Source organism: Rhodococcus erythropolis R138, assembly GCF_000696675.2.
GTDB classification, from domain to species: Bacteria; Actinomycetota; Actinomycetes; order Mycobacteriales; family Mycobacteriaceae; genus Rhodococcus_F; species Rhodococcus_F erythropolis.
In genome coordinates, this window is record NZ_CP007255.1 from 4,698,439 (window position 1) to 4,714,139 (window position 15,701).

The 15,701-nt window shown below is 62.3% G+C and carries 12 protein-coding genes; 6 read left to right on the top strand and 6 right to left on the bottom strand.

The features are described from left to right. Positions 1-7: 7 nt before the first annotated feature. Both H351_RS21565 and H351_RS21570 read left to right on the top strand, forming a co-directional pair. The gene (locus tag H351_RS21565; protein WP_029255026.1) at positions 8-817 is read left to right on the top strand and encodes an FAD binding domain-containing protein; all 810 of its coding nucleotides are present in this window, start codon (positions 8-10) and stop codon (positions 815-817) included. Beyond that, the gene (locus H351_RS21570; RefSeq protein ID WP_029255025.1) at positions 814-3,525 is read left to right on the top strand and encodes a molybdopterin-dependent oxidoreductase; all 2,712 of its coding nucleotides are present in this window, start codon (positions 814-816) and stop codon (positions 3,523-3,525) included. Before H351_RS21565 ends, H351_RS21570 begins: the two co-directional genes overlap by 4 nt. Here H351_RS21570 and lat read toward each other — a convergent pair. Then, positions 3,522-4,850 carry an L-lysine 6-transaminase gene (gene lat / locus H351_RS21575; protein WP_029255024.1) on the bottom strand — a complete coding sequence of 443 codons (1,329 nt, stop codon included), beginning with the start codon at positions 4,848-4,850 and terminating at the stop codon, positions 3,522-3,524. The two genes, H351_RS21570 and lat, sit on opposite strands and share 4 nt — an antisense overlap. A 66-nt stretch (positions 4,851-4,916) precedes the next feature. Further along, the gene (locus H351_RS21580; protein ID WP_019747732.1) at positions 4,917-5,381 is read right to left on the bottom strand and encodes an Lrp/AsnC family transcriptional regulator; all 465 of its coding nucleotides are present in this window, start codon (positions 5,379-5,381) and stop codon (positions 4,917-4,919) included. A gap of 30 nt (positions 5,382-5,411) precedes the next feature. Between H351_RS21580 and amaB the strand changes: the two genes are divergently transcribed. Next, the gene (gene amaB / locus H351_RS32950; RefSeq protein WP_420876473.1) at positions 5,412-8,246 is read left to right on the top strand and encodes an L-piperidine-6-carboxylate dehydrogenase; all 2,835 of its coding nucleotides are present in this window, start codon (positions 5,412-5,414) and stop codon (positions 8,244-8,246) included. On the opposite strand, the gene H351_RS21595 is transcribed toward amaB, so the two are convergent. Genes H351_RS21595 through H351_RS21605 form a run of 3 tightly spaced genes read right to left on the bottom strand, consistent with a single transcriptional unit; the run spans position 8,197 to position 11,415 of the window. Then, on the bottom strand, positions 8,197-8,982 hold the full coding sequence (locus H351_RS21595; protein ID WP_029255023.1) for an alpha/beta fold hydrolase: 786 nt from the start codon (positions 8,980-8,982) through the stop codon (positions 8,197-8,199). The two genes, amaB and H351_RS21595, sit on opposite strands and share 50 nt — an antisense overlap. After that, the gene (locus H351_RS21600; protein ID WP_029255022.1) at positions 8,979-10,043 is read right to left on the bottom strand and encodes an isopenicillin N synthase family dioxygenase; all 1,065 of its coding nucleotides are present in this window, start codon (positions 10,041-10,043) and stop codon (positions 8,979-8,981) included. Before H351_RS21600 ends, H351_RS21595 begins: the two co-directional genes overlap by 4 nt. Next, on the bottom strand, positions 10,024-11,415 hold the full coding sequence (locus tag H351_RS21605) for a uracil-xanthine permease family protein (RefSeq protein ID WP_029255021.1): 1,392 nt from the start codon (positions 11,413-11,415) through the stop codon (positions 10,024-10,026). Before H351_RS21605 ends, H351_RS21600 begins: the two co-directional genes overlap by 20 nt. A gap of 134 nt (positions 11,416-11,549) precedes the next feature. Between H351_RS21605 and H351_RS21610 the strand changes: the two genes are divergently transcribed. From H351_RS21610 to H351_RS21620, 3 genes are read left to right on the top strand one after another with little or no spacing between them, the layout of a single operon-like run. After that, complete coding sequence (locus H351_RS21610; RefSeq protein ID WP_003940980.1) at positions 11,550-12,113, top strand: helix-turn-helix domain-containing protein; 564 nt, start codon at positions 11,550-11,552, stop codon at positions 12,111-12,113. Positions 12,114-12,170: 57 nt separating this feature from the next. Further along, positions 12,171-13,172, top strand: coding sequence for an acyl-CoA dehydrogenase family protein (locus tag H351_RS21615; RefSeq protein ID WP_029255020.1), 1,002 nt, complete (start codon positions 12,171-12,173; stop codon positions 13,170-13,172). A gap of 34 nt (positions 13,173-13,206) precedes the next feature. Continuing rightward, positions 13,207-14,298, top strand: a complete 1,092-nt coding sequence (locus tag H351_RS21620) for an N-formylglutamate amidohydrolase (protein ID WP_029255019.1) — start codon at positions 13,207-13,209, stop codon at positions 14,296-14,298. A gap of 1 nt (position 14,299) precedes the next feature. On the opposite strand, the gene H351_RS21625 is transcribed toward H351_RS21620, so the two are convergent. Beyond that, on the bottom strand, positions 14,300-15,631 hold the full coding sequence (locus H351_RS21625; protein WP_020907057.1) for an anaerobic C4-dicarboxylate transporter family protein: 1,332 nt from the start codon (positions 15,629-15,631) through the stop codon (positions 14,300-14,302). Positions 15,632-15,701: the final 70 nt, after the last annotated feature.

Consider the following 15,701-nt stretch of genomic DNA (forward strand, 5'->3'; position numbering starts at 1 on the left):
GGCAGCGATGGATCTGCACAGCGTCGACGAAGTTCTGGTGCCGCGGACCCGCGCCGAGCTCCCCTGTGCCTCACCCGGTATCGGGTTCATCGGCGGCGGCACCTGGCTGTACTCGGAACCGCAGCCGCACCTGACCACTCTTGTCGACCTTGCGGGCTTCGACTGGAAAGCTGTCGCGGTCGGCGATCTCGGTCTCGAAATCGCGGCCACCTGCACCATCGAGGAACTGTGCCGCGCCGATCTTCCCACCTCATGGTCCGCCGCAGCGCTGTTCCAACACTGCGCCGACGCACTGCTCGCATCGTGGAAGGTGTTGCGATACGCGACCGTCGGCGGCAACATCGCGCTCTCCTTCCCGGCCGGAGCGATGACGACTCTGTGCACCGCTCTCGATGCCGAACTGACGATCTGGCGTCCGGACGGTACCGAATACTCAGTCCCCGTAGTCGATTTCGTCATCGACGATTCTCGCAACGTGCTCGGCCCCGGCGAGATCATCCGCAGTATCCGGATTCCCGTGCATGCACTGACCGCACGTACCGCGATGCGAAAGCTGGCACAGACGTCACTCGGGCGATCGGCCGTAGCCGTTGCCGGACGCTGCGGTGCCGACGGTTTCACACTGGCGATCACCGCCGCGACCCGCCGTCCGTACGCTCTGAAATTCGACGAACTCCCCGACGCCGCTGCACTTGCGGATGCGTTGCACAGCAGGATTCCGGAAGACGCCTACTTCACCGATGTCCATGGAACTGCGCCGTGGCGGAAGGCGATGACTGACCTTCTCTCCGAAGAAATCCGAGGTGAACTGGAATGAAGTACTCGGTGGACGGAGTTCCCCGCGACGACCAGCCCCGCCCAGGACAGTGCCTGCGAACCTTCCTCCGCGAGCACGGAGCGAACTCCGTCAAGAAGGGGTGCGATGCCGGAGACTGCGGCGCCTGCTCGGTTCTGGTCGACGGACACCCCACCCATTCGTGCATATTTCCCGCCCACCGCCTCGGCGGCCGCGACGTCGTCACCGCCGCCGGCCTCGGAACACCGGAGAAACTTCACCCCATTCAACAGGCATTCGTGGATGCCGGTGGATTCCAATGTGGTTTCTGTACAGCGGGAATGGTAGTCACCGCATCAGCGCTGTCGGTCGAACAAAAATCCGATCTCGCGTGCTCGATGAAAGGTAACCTGTGCCGTTGCACCGGTTATCGGTCCATTCGTGACGCCCTCGCGGGTACATCCAATACCGAGACCGCCAAAATAGGCGGGGCACAAGGGCGTTCCATCGCAGCCCCGGCGTCCGCACGCATCGTCACGGGGACCGAGCAGTACACCATGGACTTCTCCCCGGGTGAGAAGCCGATCGGCCTGCTTCACGTCGCAGTACTCGGCAGTCCGCACGCACACGCACACATAACCCGGATAGACACGGCAGCAGCGGAAGCGGCGCCGGGCGTCGCCGCGGTCCTCACCTTTCAGGACAGTCCGGACGTGCTGTTCTCGACCGCCCGGCACGAGGACCGCAACGACGATCCGGACGATACGCGGGTGTTCGACAGGACCGTCCGTTTCCGCGGCCAGCGCGTCGCCGCGGTCATCGCCGAAACCCCGACGCAGGCGGAACGTGCACTCTCGCTGATCGAAGTCGACTACGAGGTACTCGACGCGGTATTCGAACCAGATCTGGCGCGTTCCCCCGGCGCTCCGCTCCTGCACGGCGACAAAGACGAGAGCTCGCGGATCGCAGAAGTCCCTCGCAACGTGGTTGCCGCGCTTCACGATGGTGTCGGCGATCTGGACCGTGCGCTCGCGGATGCCACCGCAGTCGTCGAAGGTACGTGGAAAACTGCGCGAGTCCAGCACGTGGCCTTGGAAACTCACGGCGCAGCGGGGTGGCTCGACGAGGACGGCCGTCTCGTCATCAGAAGCAGCACACAGGTGCCGTTTCTGGTTCGGGACGAATTGGCGCACATCTTCGATCTCGATCGCAGCCGAATCCGGGTGTTCGCCAAGCGGGTAGGTGGAGGCTTCGGCGGGAAGCAGGAACTACTCACCGAAGATCTCGTCGCACTCGCCGTCCTGCGAACGGGTAAGCCCGTTGCTTACGAGTTCAGCCGCAGCGATCAGTTCACCATCGCACCGTCACGGCACCCGATGCGAGTTTCGGTTCGCGCCGGCGCCGATGCCGACGGAACTCTCACTGCACTGGCCATCGACGTCCTTTCCGACGCCGGGGCGTACGGGAACCATTCGATCGGAGTCATGTTCCACGGTTGCGCCGAATCCATGGCGGTCTATCGCGCTGCAACCAAACGCGTCGACGCCGAAGCGGTCTACACGAACAACGTTCCGTCCGGCGCCTTCCGTGGTTACGGGCTCGGCCAGATCATCTTCGCCGTCGAGTCGGCCATGGATCAGCTCGCTGATCGTCTCGGCATGGACCCCTTCGAGTTTCGGCGGCGAAACGTCGTCGTACCCGGAGACGATTTTGTCGACTGGCACGTCGAGGACGGTGATCTCGAATTCGGCAGCTACGGACTGGACCAGTGCATCGACCTCGTCGACAGTGCACTGTCGAGCGGACGCGGCGAGGCTGCACCGGCAGGGTCGCGTTGGCAGATCGGTCGGGGCATGGCAATTGCCATGATCGCGACGATCCCGCCGCGTGGTCACTTCTCCGACACCACCGTCGCACTCGAGGCCGACGGTCGGTACGTCGTGAACATCGGCACCGCTGAGTTCGGCAACGGAACCACCACGATTCACCAACAGATCGCGGCCACCGAATTGCGGACGACAGTCGATCGCATCACGATTGTTCAATCCGACACCGATGCCGGCGGATACGACACCGGAGCATTCGGGTCGACGGGAACGGTGGTCGCCGGCAAGGCGCTCCTGATCGCCTGCGAGCGCCTTCGCGAGCGAATACTGACCCGTGCGGTGCGATTGAGTGGCCGCGGCGCGCAGATCGACGATCTTTCGCCGGACGGGGTCGAAACGTCCCACGGTTGCCTCGATTTCGCGACGTTACTCGAAGGTGGCCCGCTCGCCGCTGACGGTCGCCACGACGGAACACCGCGCTCGGTCTCGTTCAACGTTCACGGTTTTCGCGTTGCCGTCGACACGGATACCGGACGGGTGAAGATCCTGCAGTCGGTTCAGGCCGCCGATGCCGGCACCGTCATGAACCCGGCACAACTGCGAGGGCAGGTGGAAGGCGGTGTGGGACAGGCCCTCGGCGCTGCACTGTCGGAGGAAATCGTCATCGAAGAAGGCCGAGTGATCAATCCTCAGCTACGCAATTACCACGTTCCACAGATCGGAGATTTGCCGATCACCGAAGTACTGTTTGCCGACACGTACGACAAACTCGGGCCTTTCGGCGCAAAATCGATGAGTGAGGCCCCCTTCAATCCGGTAGCACCGGCGTTGGCAAACGCGATAGCCAACGCGTGTGGAGTGCGTATGTACTCCACACCGATGACCCCGGATCGAGTGTGGAGCGAACTCCAGGCCAGAGCCTAGACTTCGCGCTCGAGTACTCGCTCGACTGCGTCGACCGCGTCGTCCAACTCACCGGTGGTCACCGTCAGCGCGGGACGGAATCTGATTCCTCTCTTCCCGGTTGGCAGTATCATCACATGCTCGTCTTCTCGCAGTCGCTGGACGACGCGATCACGAAGGTCACTGTCCGCCAACGTAATCGCGCACATCAGACCACGACCGCGCGGCTCGGTCGCCGCCGCGTAGCGCCCGCAGACTTCGGTCAACCGGGCAAGGAGATGCGCACCCGTGAATCGCGCGCGGTCGATCAGCCGGTCCTGCTCGATGACTTCGAGTATCCGCCGGGCGCGCACCATGTCGGTGAGGTTGCCACCCCACGTCGAATTGATCCGGGAACTGACGTGAAACACATTGTCGCGCACTTCATCCACTCGACCGCCGGCCATGATGCCGCAGACCTGCGTTTTCTTACCGAAGGCAACCACATCCGGATGCAATCCCAATTGCTGATAGGCCCAAGCGGTTCCGGTGATTCCGCATCCCGTTTGCACCTCGTCGAGAATGAAGAGGGCGTCATTCTCACGACACAGCTCTTGCATCGCCTGCAGGAATTCCGGCCTGAGGTGATGGTCACCGCCTTCGCCTTGGATCGGCTCGGCGATGAAACAGGCTATATCGTCGGGGTTGTCGGAAAACGCTCGGCGCGCTTGGTCGAGAGCTTTCCTCTCCGCAGCTTCGACATCGCGACCGTCTGCGAGATACGGCGAGTCGATCCGTGGCCAGTCGAACTTGGGGAATCTCGCGACCTTGCCCGGTTCGGTATTGGTGAGCGACATCGTGTATCCGCTCCGACCGTGGAAGGCCTCGGTCAAATGCAGGACCTTCGTCCCCAGATCGCTTGACAATCCACGGCTTTCGTTCAACCGACTCTTCCAGTCGAAGGCAACCTTGAGCGCATTTTCCACCGCAAGTGCCCCGCCGTCCACGAAGAACAAGTGTGGGAGCGCCGAATCCCCCAGGACCCGAGCGAAAGCCGCAACGAAGCGCGCCATAGGCTCGGTGTAGATGTCGGAATTACTCGGCTTGTTGGAGGCGACAACGGCCAATTCCTGCTGGAATTCCTCGTCGTCGGCGATCGCCGGGTGATTCATCCCCAGGGCGGAAGAGCCGAAGAAACCGAACATGTCCAGAAACTCGGTGCCGTCTCGCAGGTCGCGCAGATACGAACCTTGCGACCTTTGCACATCGAGAATCAGATCGAATCCGTCCACGAGAATGCTGGCCTTCAGCACCTCGTAGACCGGAAAGAGCGCACTGTCACCGAAGTCTCGCATCGCAGTACTCATACTGCGAAGATTATGTCAATTTTACGAAAGTGTCGATAGGAAGCCGTAAAAGTTACGGAACACCCGTCATTCGTCGTAAAAAGTTTGTAGGATGATGGTGCTTCGCGTGTTGACGTTGGCTGCCGTACGGATCTCCTGCAGCAATCGTTCCAACGCGCGAGGTGACGCCACCCGGACCAGGAGGACGTAGCTTTCGCTCCCGGCCACGGAGTGACACGAGACGACGGCCGGTAGATGACGCAAGCGAGCAGGCGCATCGTCGGGCTGCGAAGGATCGAGAGGAGTGATGGCGACAAATGCGGACAGATTATGACCGAGTGCCTCCGGATCGATCTTCGCCGAGTAGCCACGGATCACCTTGCGAGACTCCAATCGACGCACTCTCGACTGGACTGCAGAGATCGAGAGTCCTGCCTTCTCAGCAAGACTCGCGAGAGTGGCACGGCCGTCCAAGACCAATTCACGCATCAAAAGTCGATCGGTTTCGTCGACCGGAACCCCGGCAGCGTCACTGGTTTCTGTTTCTCGCACCTGCGCAGGCTAACGCAATCGGACATTCGTATGGTTGAAACCTGGGAGCTACGTGCACGGTTCGCAGCGGCCCTCGCCAAGATGTATGGCGACGAGGTCCCCGCTTACAACACCTTGGTAGATGTAACGATGCAGGTGAACCGTGATTTTGCCGCCGAACATCCGGATTCGGCGGAGCGCCTGGGCAGCCTGGCGAGAGTCAGCGCCGAGCGTCACGGCGCCATCAGACTGGGGACTCTCGACGAACTACGTGACGTAGCCACCGTCTTCGGCGGATTCGGTATGTTTCCGGTCGGCTACTACGACCTCCGGCTCACCGACTCCCCCATTCCCGTTGTCTCGACGGCGTTTCGCCCCACCGAACCTGCCGAACTCGCCCGGAACCCGTTCCGTGTTTTCACTTCGGTACTGACCGGCTCCGATTCCAGGTTCTTCGACACCGACCTCGAGCGTCGGATCACCGGGTTCCTGCGTCGCCGCACCCTGTTCTCTCCAGAACTTCTGCAGTGGGCACGGCAAGCGAACCGCGGGTGCGGCCTACCGGAGCCCGAGGCGACACAATTCGTCGAAGCGGCGACCTCGGCGTTTCGGCTCGGCACCGATCCCATCGACGCCGGTTGGTATCGCGAACTTGCCGCGATCTCACCTGTCGCCGCAGACATCGCCGGCCAGGGCTCGACACATGTCAACCACATCACCCCGCGAGTGCTCGACATCGACGAGTTGTACCGCCGAATGACCGAGCGCGGCATCACCATGATCGACCGCATCCAAGGCCCGCCGAGATGGAATGGACCGCCACTGCTTCTGCGGCAGACGTCGTTTCGCGCACTCGCCGAAGACAGACGTTTTCGCCGGCCGGACGGATCGGTCACCACAGAACCTGTCCGCGTCAGATTCGGCGAGGTCGAGGCACGCGGAATCGCGTTGACCCGCAGCGGGCGTGCAATCTACGACCGACTGATCGCAACGCCCGCGGACGCCGACTGGGACAGCGAATTTCCGCACAGCGAGGACGGACTCGACGACGCGGGGTTGGCGTACTTCACCTACCGAAACGAAGGAACTGTTGTCGTCCGCGACCCGATCGTCTACGAGGACTTCCTACCGGCATCCGCGGCCGGGATCTTCGCGTCCAATCTCGATTCCGTGACCGGATTCGTTTCCGATGCGCCCGGCGCCGAATACGGGCAGGATCGATTGGAGGGCGCCATCGACCGCACCATCGAAGATCCGTTCGAGCTGTACCGCGCACAACAAGAGGCATCACGTGCCCTGCTTTCTCCCGCCAACAACCACTCCCGCCTACAAACACTTCCGCCTTCAAACACTTCCGCCTTCAAACACAGAGGACTCCCCGTGAACCTGCCTGATCCTTCGAGCCTCGCCGATCGCGCCGAGAGAGCCCTCGCTGCCTGTGGCGTCGAGTGGCCCGCCGGTGATCTGAGCGCACACACGCCGATCACCGGCACACAGCTGCGTACGGTCCGGCAGCACTCCGGCCGAGAGGTCGACGACGCCGTCGAGGCGGCTCATCGAGCGTTCCTCACCTGGCGCACCGTCCCCGCTCCGGCGCGCGGCGCGGTGGTGCGGCGGCTGGGCAGCCTACTTACCGAGCACAAGGAGGATCTCGCGGAGATCGTGACGCTGGAGGCAGGCAAGGTCACCTCGGAAGCTCTAGGCGAGGTACAGGAGATGATCGACATCTGCGAGTTCGCGGTCGGTCTCTCCAGGCAGCTCTACGGGCGCACCATGCCGTCCGAACGTCCCGGCCACCGGTTGTCGGAAACGTGGCACCCGCTCGGCGTTGTCGGGGTCATCTCTGCGTTCAACTTTCCGGTAGCGGTGTGGTCGTGGAATACCGCCATTGCTCTGGTCTGCGGCGACTCCGTCGTCTGGAAGCCTTCGGAAACCACTCCGTTGACCGCTCTGGCATGTCATGCGCTCCTGCGGCGTGCGCTCGCGGATTGTGAAGCACCGATCGACGTGCACCAGTTGGTCGTCGGCGGACGTGACGTCGGTGAGGCGCTGGTGGACAACCCACTCGTGGCCTTGGTCAGCGCCACGGGTTCCGTGCGGATGGGCCGCGCCGTGGCTCCGCGGGTCGCCGCGCGCTTCGGACGAAGTCTTCTGGAGTTGGGTGGGAACAACGCCGCAGTCGTCACGCCGTCGGCGGATCTCGAGCTTGCCGTGCGCGGAATTGTCTTCTCCGCCGCGGGAACTGCCGGGCAGCGCTGCACCTCACTGCGCCGACTCATCGTTCACGAGTCGATCGCCGACAACGTCGTCGATCGCATTGCGTCCGCGTACGCGCAACTCCAGGTCGGTAGTCCCTTCGATTCCGGTGTTCTGGTCGGACCGCTGATCAACGAAGCCGCGTACGAGGCAATGCAGAAGTCCCTCTCGGCCGCGCGCGGCGACGGCGGAACCGTGGTGTGTGGCGGTGATCGCGTCGGCGAATCCGGGTTCTACGTGACACCTGCTCTCGTTCGCATGCCCGCACAGACCGAGGTGGTACGGGCGGAAACATTTGCACCCATCCTCTATGTCTTGACCTACACCGACTTCGACGACGCTATTGCGCTGCACAACGGTGTACCTCAAGGACTTTCATCCTCGATCTTCACACTCGATCAGCGAGAAGCAGAGCGCTTCCTCGCCGCCGACGGCTCCGATTGCGGCATCGCGAACGTGAACATCGGAACGTCCGGTGCGGAGATCGGCGGCGCATTCGGCGGCGAGAAGGAGACGGGCGGCGGACGCGAATCGGGTTCGGATTCATGGAAGGCCTACATGCGCCGAGCCACCAATACCGTCAACTACTCGGACCAGTTGCCGCTGGCTCAAGGCGTCGAGTTCGGCTGAACGCGTTCTGGGCAAAATCGGCGATCGCTTCGATCAACTCCGGGAGCGTCGACAACTGCGGGGCGTGGTCGGTGTCCAGGCTGACCACCTGGGCACCGGGAACAAGTTTTTGCATGGCACGTTGAGCTTCGATCGGCACGGTTCGATCGAGCGTGCATTCGACATACAAACGCGGGACGGTTCCGAATCGTTCTTCCGTCCAGACGGGTGCCATCAGGCGGGCCGACTCCAGTTGTGGAACGAGCATGCGGGCGGCGAAGATCGCATCAGCCACCGGCGCTTCGTGGAAGAACACAGCGGCACCGGCTTCGGGCGGAACCACCGTCGCATTCCCGTCGTCCACGGGGACCAACCAACGTGAGATCCCGACCGGACTTGCCAGACCGACTTCGATGCAGAGCATCCCGAAGTCCATCTGCGATGGAAGCATCATCCCCGCGACGTAAACAAGACCCGCTACCCGCGAAGGCAGTAACTCAGCCACCTGCGAGGCCACGATGCCTCCGCCGGAGTGACCGACGAGGGTGCACTGCCCGTCCAGGGACTCGACGACTGCCACAACATGTTCGGCAACTGCGTCGAGATCGATCACGTCGTCGGGGTTCCAACTTCCCGAGCCTGGAAGCTCCACCACAACGGGATTGAAGCCGGCCGATGTCAGTGGGCCACACACACGATCCCAGACCCAACCGCCGGCCCACGCTCCGTGGATGAGGACGATGTTCCGTGCACTCACTGCTTGATCTCGAGCTCTGCAGCCGAAAGTACCCGAGCCGCCTCACGACCTGCGGCGGCGTTGGACTTTCCCTGCCTCGACCCGGCCAATTTGGCCTTGATGTGATCGCGAACGGTAATGGATTCGTACTCCAAGCCGGAGTCGTCCTGAAAACTCGGCAGAGTCGCAATCACCGCGTCGACGTTTCCGTCGTGGAAGAAGGCCGCCGATCGCCGACGCTTGATGGTGCCGTTCACCACCGGAGGCGCAACTCGGTGCAGCGTGGACATCCACCTGTCGTTGGTCAGTCGCGCGGTGAGATCCCCGAGATTGACCAGTAGCGCGCCGTCGACCGGCCAGACATCGTGCCAGCGTCGGTCGCTCCCGAGTACTTGCAAACCTTCGACCTGATCCGCCCACAGCACGGTGACCAGCCCGAAATCGGTATGTTCGCCCATACCCTTCAACTCACCGTCCAATGTCACCGTCCCTTCGGGTAATGCGTAGTTGTTCATCCGCAGTACGTCGATGGAATGATCGGTGATCGACTCGAAGAATCCTGGGGTCAGACCGAGCGCATCTTCGAAAATGGTGGTCAGTGTGCGTGCCACCCGCTCGCCATGGGCATAGTAATTCTCCACTCGTTCCGTGAAACCTGGCACTGCGGGCCACAGATTGATTCCGTAATCATCCTCCGACAGTTCGAGTTCGGTGAATGATCTGGCTTCGGTTCCGACGTTGAAGGCCTCGAAGAAGTCATTCATCCGAGTCGCGGATTCGACGCCGAGGCTCAAGCTCAGCGACTCGCTCTTGGGCGGGCTGTACCCACGATTCGCGCCCTCGATTCGGTAGCCCGACTTCGTCTCCATCGGCAGTCCGAAGAAGTCGTCCATGGCTTCGGCGAGGCCGGAAGAAACATCGACCGGAATGCCGTGGCCCCGAATCTGGATGAAACCGACAGTCCGACAGGCATGGTCGACTTCGGCGGCCACTCGCGCCTTGTCCTGGTCGGCACCACCGAGCACGTAGGGCGAGATGTCGATGACGGGAACTTCGAAGGGATCAGACTGGGACTGTGACACTGGCGTCTCCTGCAGAGCTGGTGGCGGGTTCAGATTTTGCAGTGGCATGGAGGCTCTCTCGCGATCGCCTCGCGAGTTCACCGAGTCGGGTGTGATTGAACAGCAGATTGAGTGAAAAGGCAGAGGCCGCAGCCAAGGTGATGCCGCTACCGAGGAGGATCTGAGCCGAGGAGGGGAATCGCTCGAACATCCCCTCCGCAAATTCCGGCAGAATACCGATCCCCACCGATACGGCGGCGATCGTGGTGTTGATCGGGTCACTGAGATCGACCTTGCGCAGTGTGTTGATTCCGACCACGGCGACAGTGGAGAACAAGATGATTCCGACGCCGCCGACCACCGGATCAGGCAGGGCTGCAACCACTTCACCCATTCGCGGGATGAGGCCGAGAACGATCAGAATGGCACCGCTGGTAGCGGTCACGTACCGGCTGTACACCCGGGTCGTGGCAACGGCGCCGACATTCTGCGAGAAAACGGTGTCGACAAAGGCATTGAAGATTCCGCCCAGAACTCCCGACATGCCGTCGGCCACCAGCCCGCGTGCGAGATCTGCTTTTTTCAAAGGCTTTCCGGTGATCTCGCTGACCGCCAGCATGCTCGCCGTCGATTCTGCGAAGACGACTGCCATGACGATACTCATCGCCACCACGGCGGTGACGGGAAACTCCGGAGCGCCGAAGTGGAACGGCATCGGGAAGCCCACCCAGGCCGAGCCGCCGACGCCACTCAGATCGATCAGACCCATCGGGATGGCGATCACGGTACCGATCACCAGTGCCATCAGTACACCGAGTTGCGTCCACATCCCGCGACCGAGGCAGATGAACGCCACCGCGACCACAACGACTGCGGCAGCCAGCGCCAGGTTCTTCGGATCGGCGAACGACGGGGAGGTCGGGTCGTTTCCGACGATCAGTCCTCCCGCGACACCGATCAACGAGATGCCGATGACTGTGAGGACGACGCCGGTGACCAGGGGTGGGAAGTATCGGACGATTTTGGCGAACGGGACGGCCAACGCTATGCCGACCACGCCACCGACCAGCATGGACCCGTACACGGCCTGCAGGCCGTACTCCTTGGCGATCAGAATCATCGGCGTCAGCCCGGCGAACGTCGCACCGCAGACGATCGGCAGGCGGACACCGGCAACCTTGCCGACGCCCAGGCTCTGAATGATCGTGATGATGCCTGCAACGAGCAAGTCCGCACTGATCAGCATCGCGACCGTGCTGCGGTCCAGCCCGACTGCGGCACCGAATACCAGCGGAACCGTGATGCAACCGGTGTACATGATGAGGACGTGCTGAAGAGCAAAAGCAGACTGGCGGGCAATGGGGAGCCGCTGGTCGACTGGATGGATGGCCATGCGCCGATCTCCGTCCGAAGCTGGAAGTGTTTCGTGTACGGGACTATTCAGCACGTCGATAATTTCTTACCGTGGTCGAATTTGTTTCGTCTGTGTAATCAAAACTTTCACCAGAGCACTGCTATCTTCGGCACATGGACGACGACCAGAGAGCGATAGCGACCGCGATCGGGGCAGCCGTGCGGACAGCGAGAAAAGAAGCCGGTTTGACGTTGCGTGAGGTTGCCGTGAAGTCAGGGTTGTCGCAGCCATTCCTGAGCCAAACCGAAAACGGGCACGCAGTACCCAGCGTCATGAACCTTCACCGCCTCGCGCAATCGCTCGGCACCACGGCGCACTCACTCTTGGCACAGGGCGAGCGAACTCCGTCCAGCCTCGTCCGCGCCGGCGAGGGGCGAACCTTCGAACTGGCACACGATTCGGTGATCCGATTCTGCTCGACCGGCTCACGGACCATGGAACCCAACGAGATCACGGCAGCACCTCACTCCGAGGCAGGTGAGCACACCGAACATGCCGGCGAAGAATTCATTCATGTTCTCGAAGGATCTGTCGAGGTCGAGGTCGGGTTGGACGAGCACCACGTTCTTCATGTCGGCGATACCCTCCTCTACACCTCGACCATCCCGCATCGGTGGTTCAATCGCACCGCTGCAGTTGCGAGATTCCTCATCGTGAGTTCACCGCCGTCCTTCTAGATACGCCACCGCTGCAGTTCCACACCACAACCCCGGCTCGCGGCTTACCCTGACAGCGTGACCAAGTGGCCGGAACTTGCGCGTGAGATCGCCGATACCGTTCTGTTTCCCGTCGCCGACAGCGTCGACGCCGACGGAGAAATCCCCAGCAGCCATTTCGACGCGCTCGCCGCCGACGGCTTCTACGGCATCGCCGCCCTCGGTGAGGGTGGCCCCAGCAGCGAAGAACTGGTCGAGGTCCTCGAAACCTTGTGCGGCGGTTGCCTCGCGACGACGTTCACCTGGATGCAGCATCACGGCGTCGTCGGAGCCCTGGCAGCGAGTACCAATACGTCTCTGCGCGAACAATACTGGGACGGTCTGGTTTCCGGCACGATTCGCGGTGGGGTTGCCTATGCCGGCGCCATCCCCCGCCCACCGCTCCTGTGGGCGAAGCGGGTGAACGACGGCTACGTCCTCGACGGGATCGCACCCTTCGTCACCGGTTGGGGCATCGTCGATGTTCTCTTGGTGTCGGCGCGCGACGAGTTCGACAATTCCATCGTTCATTCCGTCGTACCGGTGGGCGAGGCCCCGGGTCTGACGATCGAGGAGCTTCCACTGATCGCGGCGCGCGGGAGCAACACCGTCCGAATCGTGTTCGACGCTTTCGAAATTCCCGATACCGACGTCTGTGCGGTCGTCAGCGACGAACAGTTCCAGAGCACCCAACTCCCCGGCTTGTGGCTCAACGGCGCGATGGCCATGGGCATCACCCGCCGCGCCGTGACCGAACTCGCGGATCTGGGAGTCGACGCCGACGCGTTCGAAGAACAAGCCGCCCGGGCGCGCGCCGATCTCGATGCAGCACTGCGCGGCGGCGACATGTCGACTGCACGCGCCCGCGCATCGGAACTTGCGATACGAGCGTCGGCCGCGCTCGTCACCGCGACCGGAAGCCGCGCCCTCGTCGGCAGCAACACCCCCGAGCGGCTCATGCGAGAAGCCACCTTCACTCTTGTCGCGGCTGGTCGACCGGAGATCAAGACAGCTCTCGTGGAACGACTCAGCGGATACTGAGTCTGCACGGTTGCACTCGATTACGCTGGGGCTCATGACCAGTGGAGAACCAGTACTCATCCCGGCCGGAACCGTGTTCACGCCGGAGGACCTGACGTTCTATGCCGATCGCGACTCCCGCAGTCTCGACGACGCCATCGCCGAAGCCGACGTTCTTGTCAGTTGCCCACACTCGGGTTCCGCGATTCCAGCAGAACTCTCACGTTTTCTCGCACCCGAGTTCACACAGCGGCTGCAATTCGACTTCACCGACATGTCCACCAGTCCCATCGTGCGCCGTTGGGCCGAAATAGATTCGCGCATCGTGTACGTGGAGAATCCGCACCCTCGCATGATTCGCGATCCCAACCGTGCGAAGCCCGAAAACCTGGAAGCGTCACTGCGCGAAGCCTTCGCCCGCGTCCACAAGGCCGGTGCAGGCAACAAAGCAGACCTCACCGGCGTCGACGCAGTTCGCCCTGTCACGTTCTCGTTCTACCCCCTGTTGCTCGAGCCGTCCGACGACGCGGGCTGGAAGAACCTCGCCGAGACCTTCACCGAGACAGCCGAACACGGTTTGGGTGTCTACGAAAGAACTCGCGACGCACTGATCGAAGGCATGGTGGAGAAGAGCTTCGAACTCGGTCGATCGTTCACGACGTTGTCGTTCCACGACACGATGAACCACACCACCCGGCGGGACGGCGCCGTCAATGTCGAACGGCCGGAAGCAGATCGACTCCCCGACGTCGTCGCACTCTCCAATCGTGGCGACCACCACGGCAATCGACGCGGCGACAATCCCGTGACGATGGATCCGGAGCTCATTCGCACACTTGCGGTCTCACATCGCAAGGGATTTCAGGTCGACGATCCAGATGCCGTCGCTCTCAATCAGCCGTACCTCGGCAGTTTCGAAATCATCCGAGCCGGAGCCAGATTCGCCGAATTGAGCGCCCGCGCCGCCGAAGCCGGGATCACGTTGAGTGCGGTTCAGGCCGAATTCAAACGAGAATTCCTACTGGGGAACGAACTGGCCGCATACATCATGAAACCCGGCCTCGACTGGCCTACACCCGACGCCGAACGGGTGGACCAGCTCGCCCACGCGTGCAAGGCGAGCTGGGACCACTACCGCAACAGCTGACTCAGCCGAGCACCACTCCGAACACCGCGCCGGCCGCAATCGTCGTGACGGCCAAGATGATGGTCGGCAGGAAGAACGAGTGGTCGACGAGCTTGGAGCCGAGCTTCGTGCTGCCCGAGAGGTCGAAGTTCGCAGCTGCGATCTGCGAACCGTTTGTCGGCAACAGATAGACACCGGCAAACGCTCCGGCCCACATGCCGCTCACCAGGCCGGGTGCAATCCCGGCAGCGAGACCGATCGGCACGATGGTCCTCGTCGCGGTCGACTGGCTGGTCGTCAGGACACAGACCAGGAAGACACCGAGCGCGAAGATCCATGGCGCGGCGTTGACCCAGTCGCCGACGGTGCTCGTGATCAGCTCCGAATGTGCACTGATGAACGTGTCCGTCAGCCATGCCAGACCGAACAGCGCGATGGCCGAGACCATGCCGGCACGGAACACCGTCGACGAGGGCACGTCGGCAACGTTCGGGCGGCACACCAGCAGGATCAACGTACCCACGACGAACATCAGCATTTCGATGATCGGTGTCATCCCCATCGGGGAACCGTCGGCGGCTTCGGGGCGAATTCCCTTGAACAGGCCGAAGATCACGATGGCCAGAACGCCGGCCAGGAAGATCAGTGCCGCGTTTCGTCCGGTCTTCGTCGAGACGAGTTCGGTCTTGGACGCTGCACCAGGTCCGGCCAATTCGCCCGACTTCATCTTCGCCTGTATGTCCGGGTCGTCGTCGAGATCCTTACCGAGCCTGTTGACCGCGATGGAGGAGAGGACGATGCCGACAACAGCGGCCGGGAAGGTGATCTTGATGATGTCGATGAGTTCGAAATCGTAAGGCGGCACGTCGGTCAGCGTGACCATCGCCGCCATCGCCGCGGACACCGGACTACACGCCAGCGCCACACCGGTCGAGACAACCGACAGCGACAGCGGCCGTGACGGCCGCACACCGTTCTTGTACGAGACGTCGTAGATGACGGGGAGCAGCGGGTAGAGGATGTTGGACGTACCGGCACCGACCGAGAACAGGAATGACACCAACGGCGCGATCAGCGTGATCTGTTTCGGGCGAGATTCGATCAACTTGGCCGCGATGGTGACCATCCAGTCGATACCACCGGCCGCCTGCATCATCGACGACGCGAGGACAACGGACAGGACGATGAGGAGAGCGTCGACCGGCGGACTGCCGACGTCCTCTCCGAAGACGAACACGAGGACGGCAACACCTGCGCCGCCCCACAGACCGAGAGCGACACCGCTCGATCTGGTACCCATGACAATCGCCCCGAGCACTACCGCCAGCTCGAGGACAATCTTGACTGCTTCCATCAGGCACTCGCCTTCTCGATAACAAGAGAATCGCTATAACAGGGCAAATAGTATGCTCTGCACTTCGGCT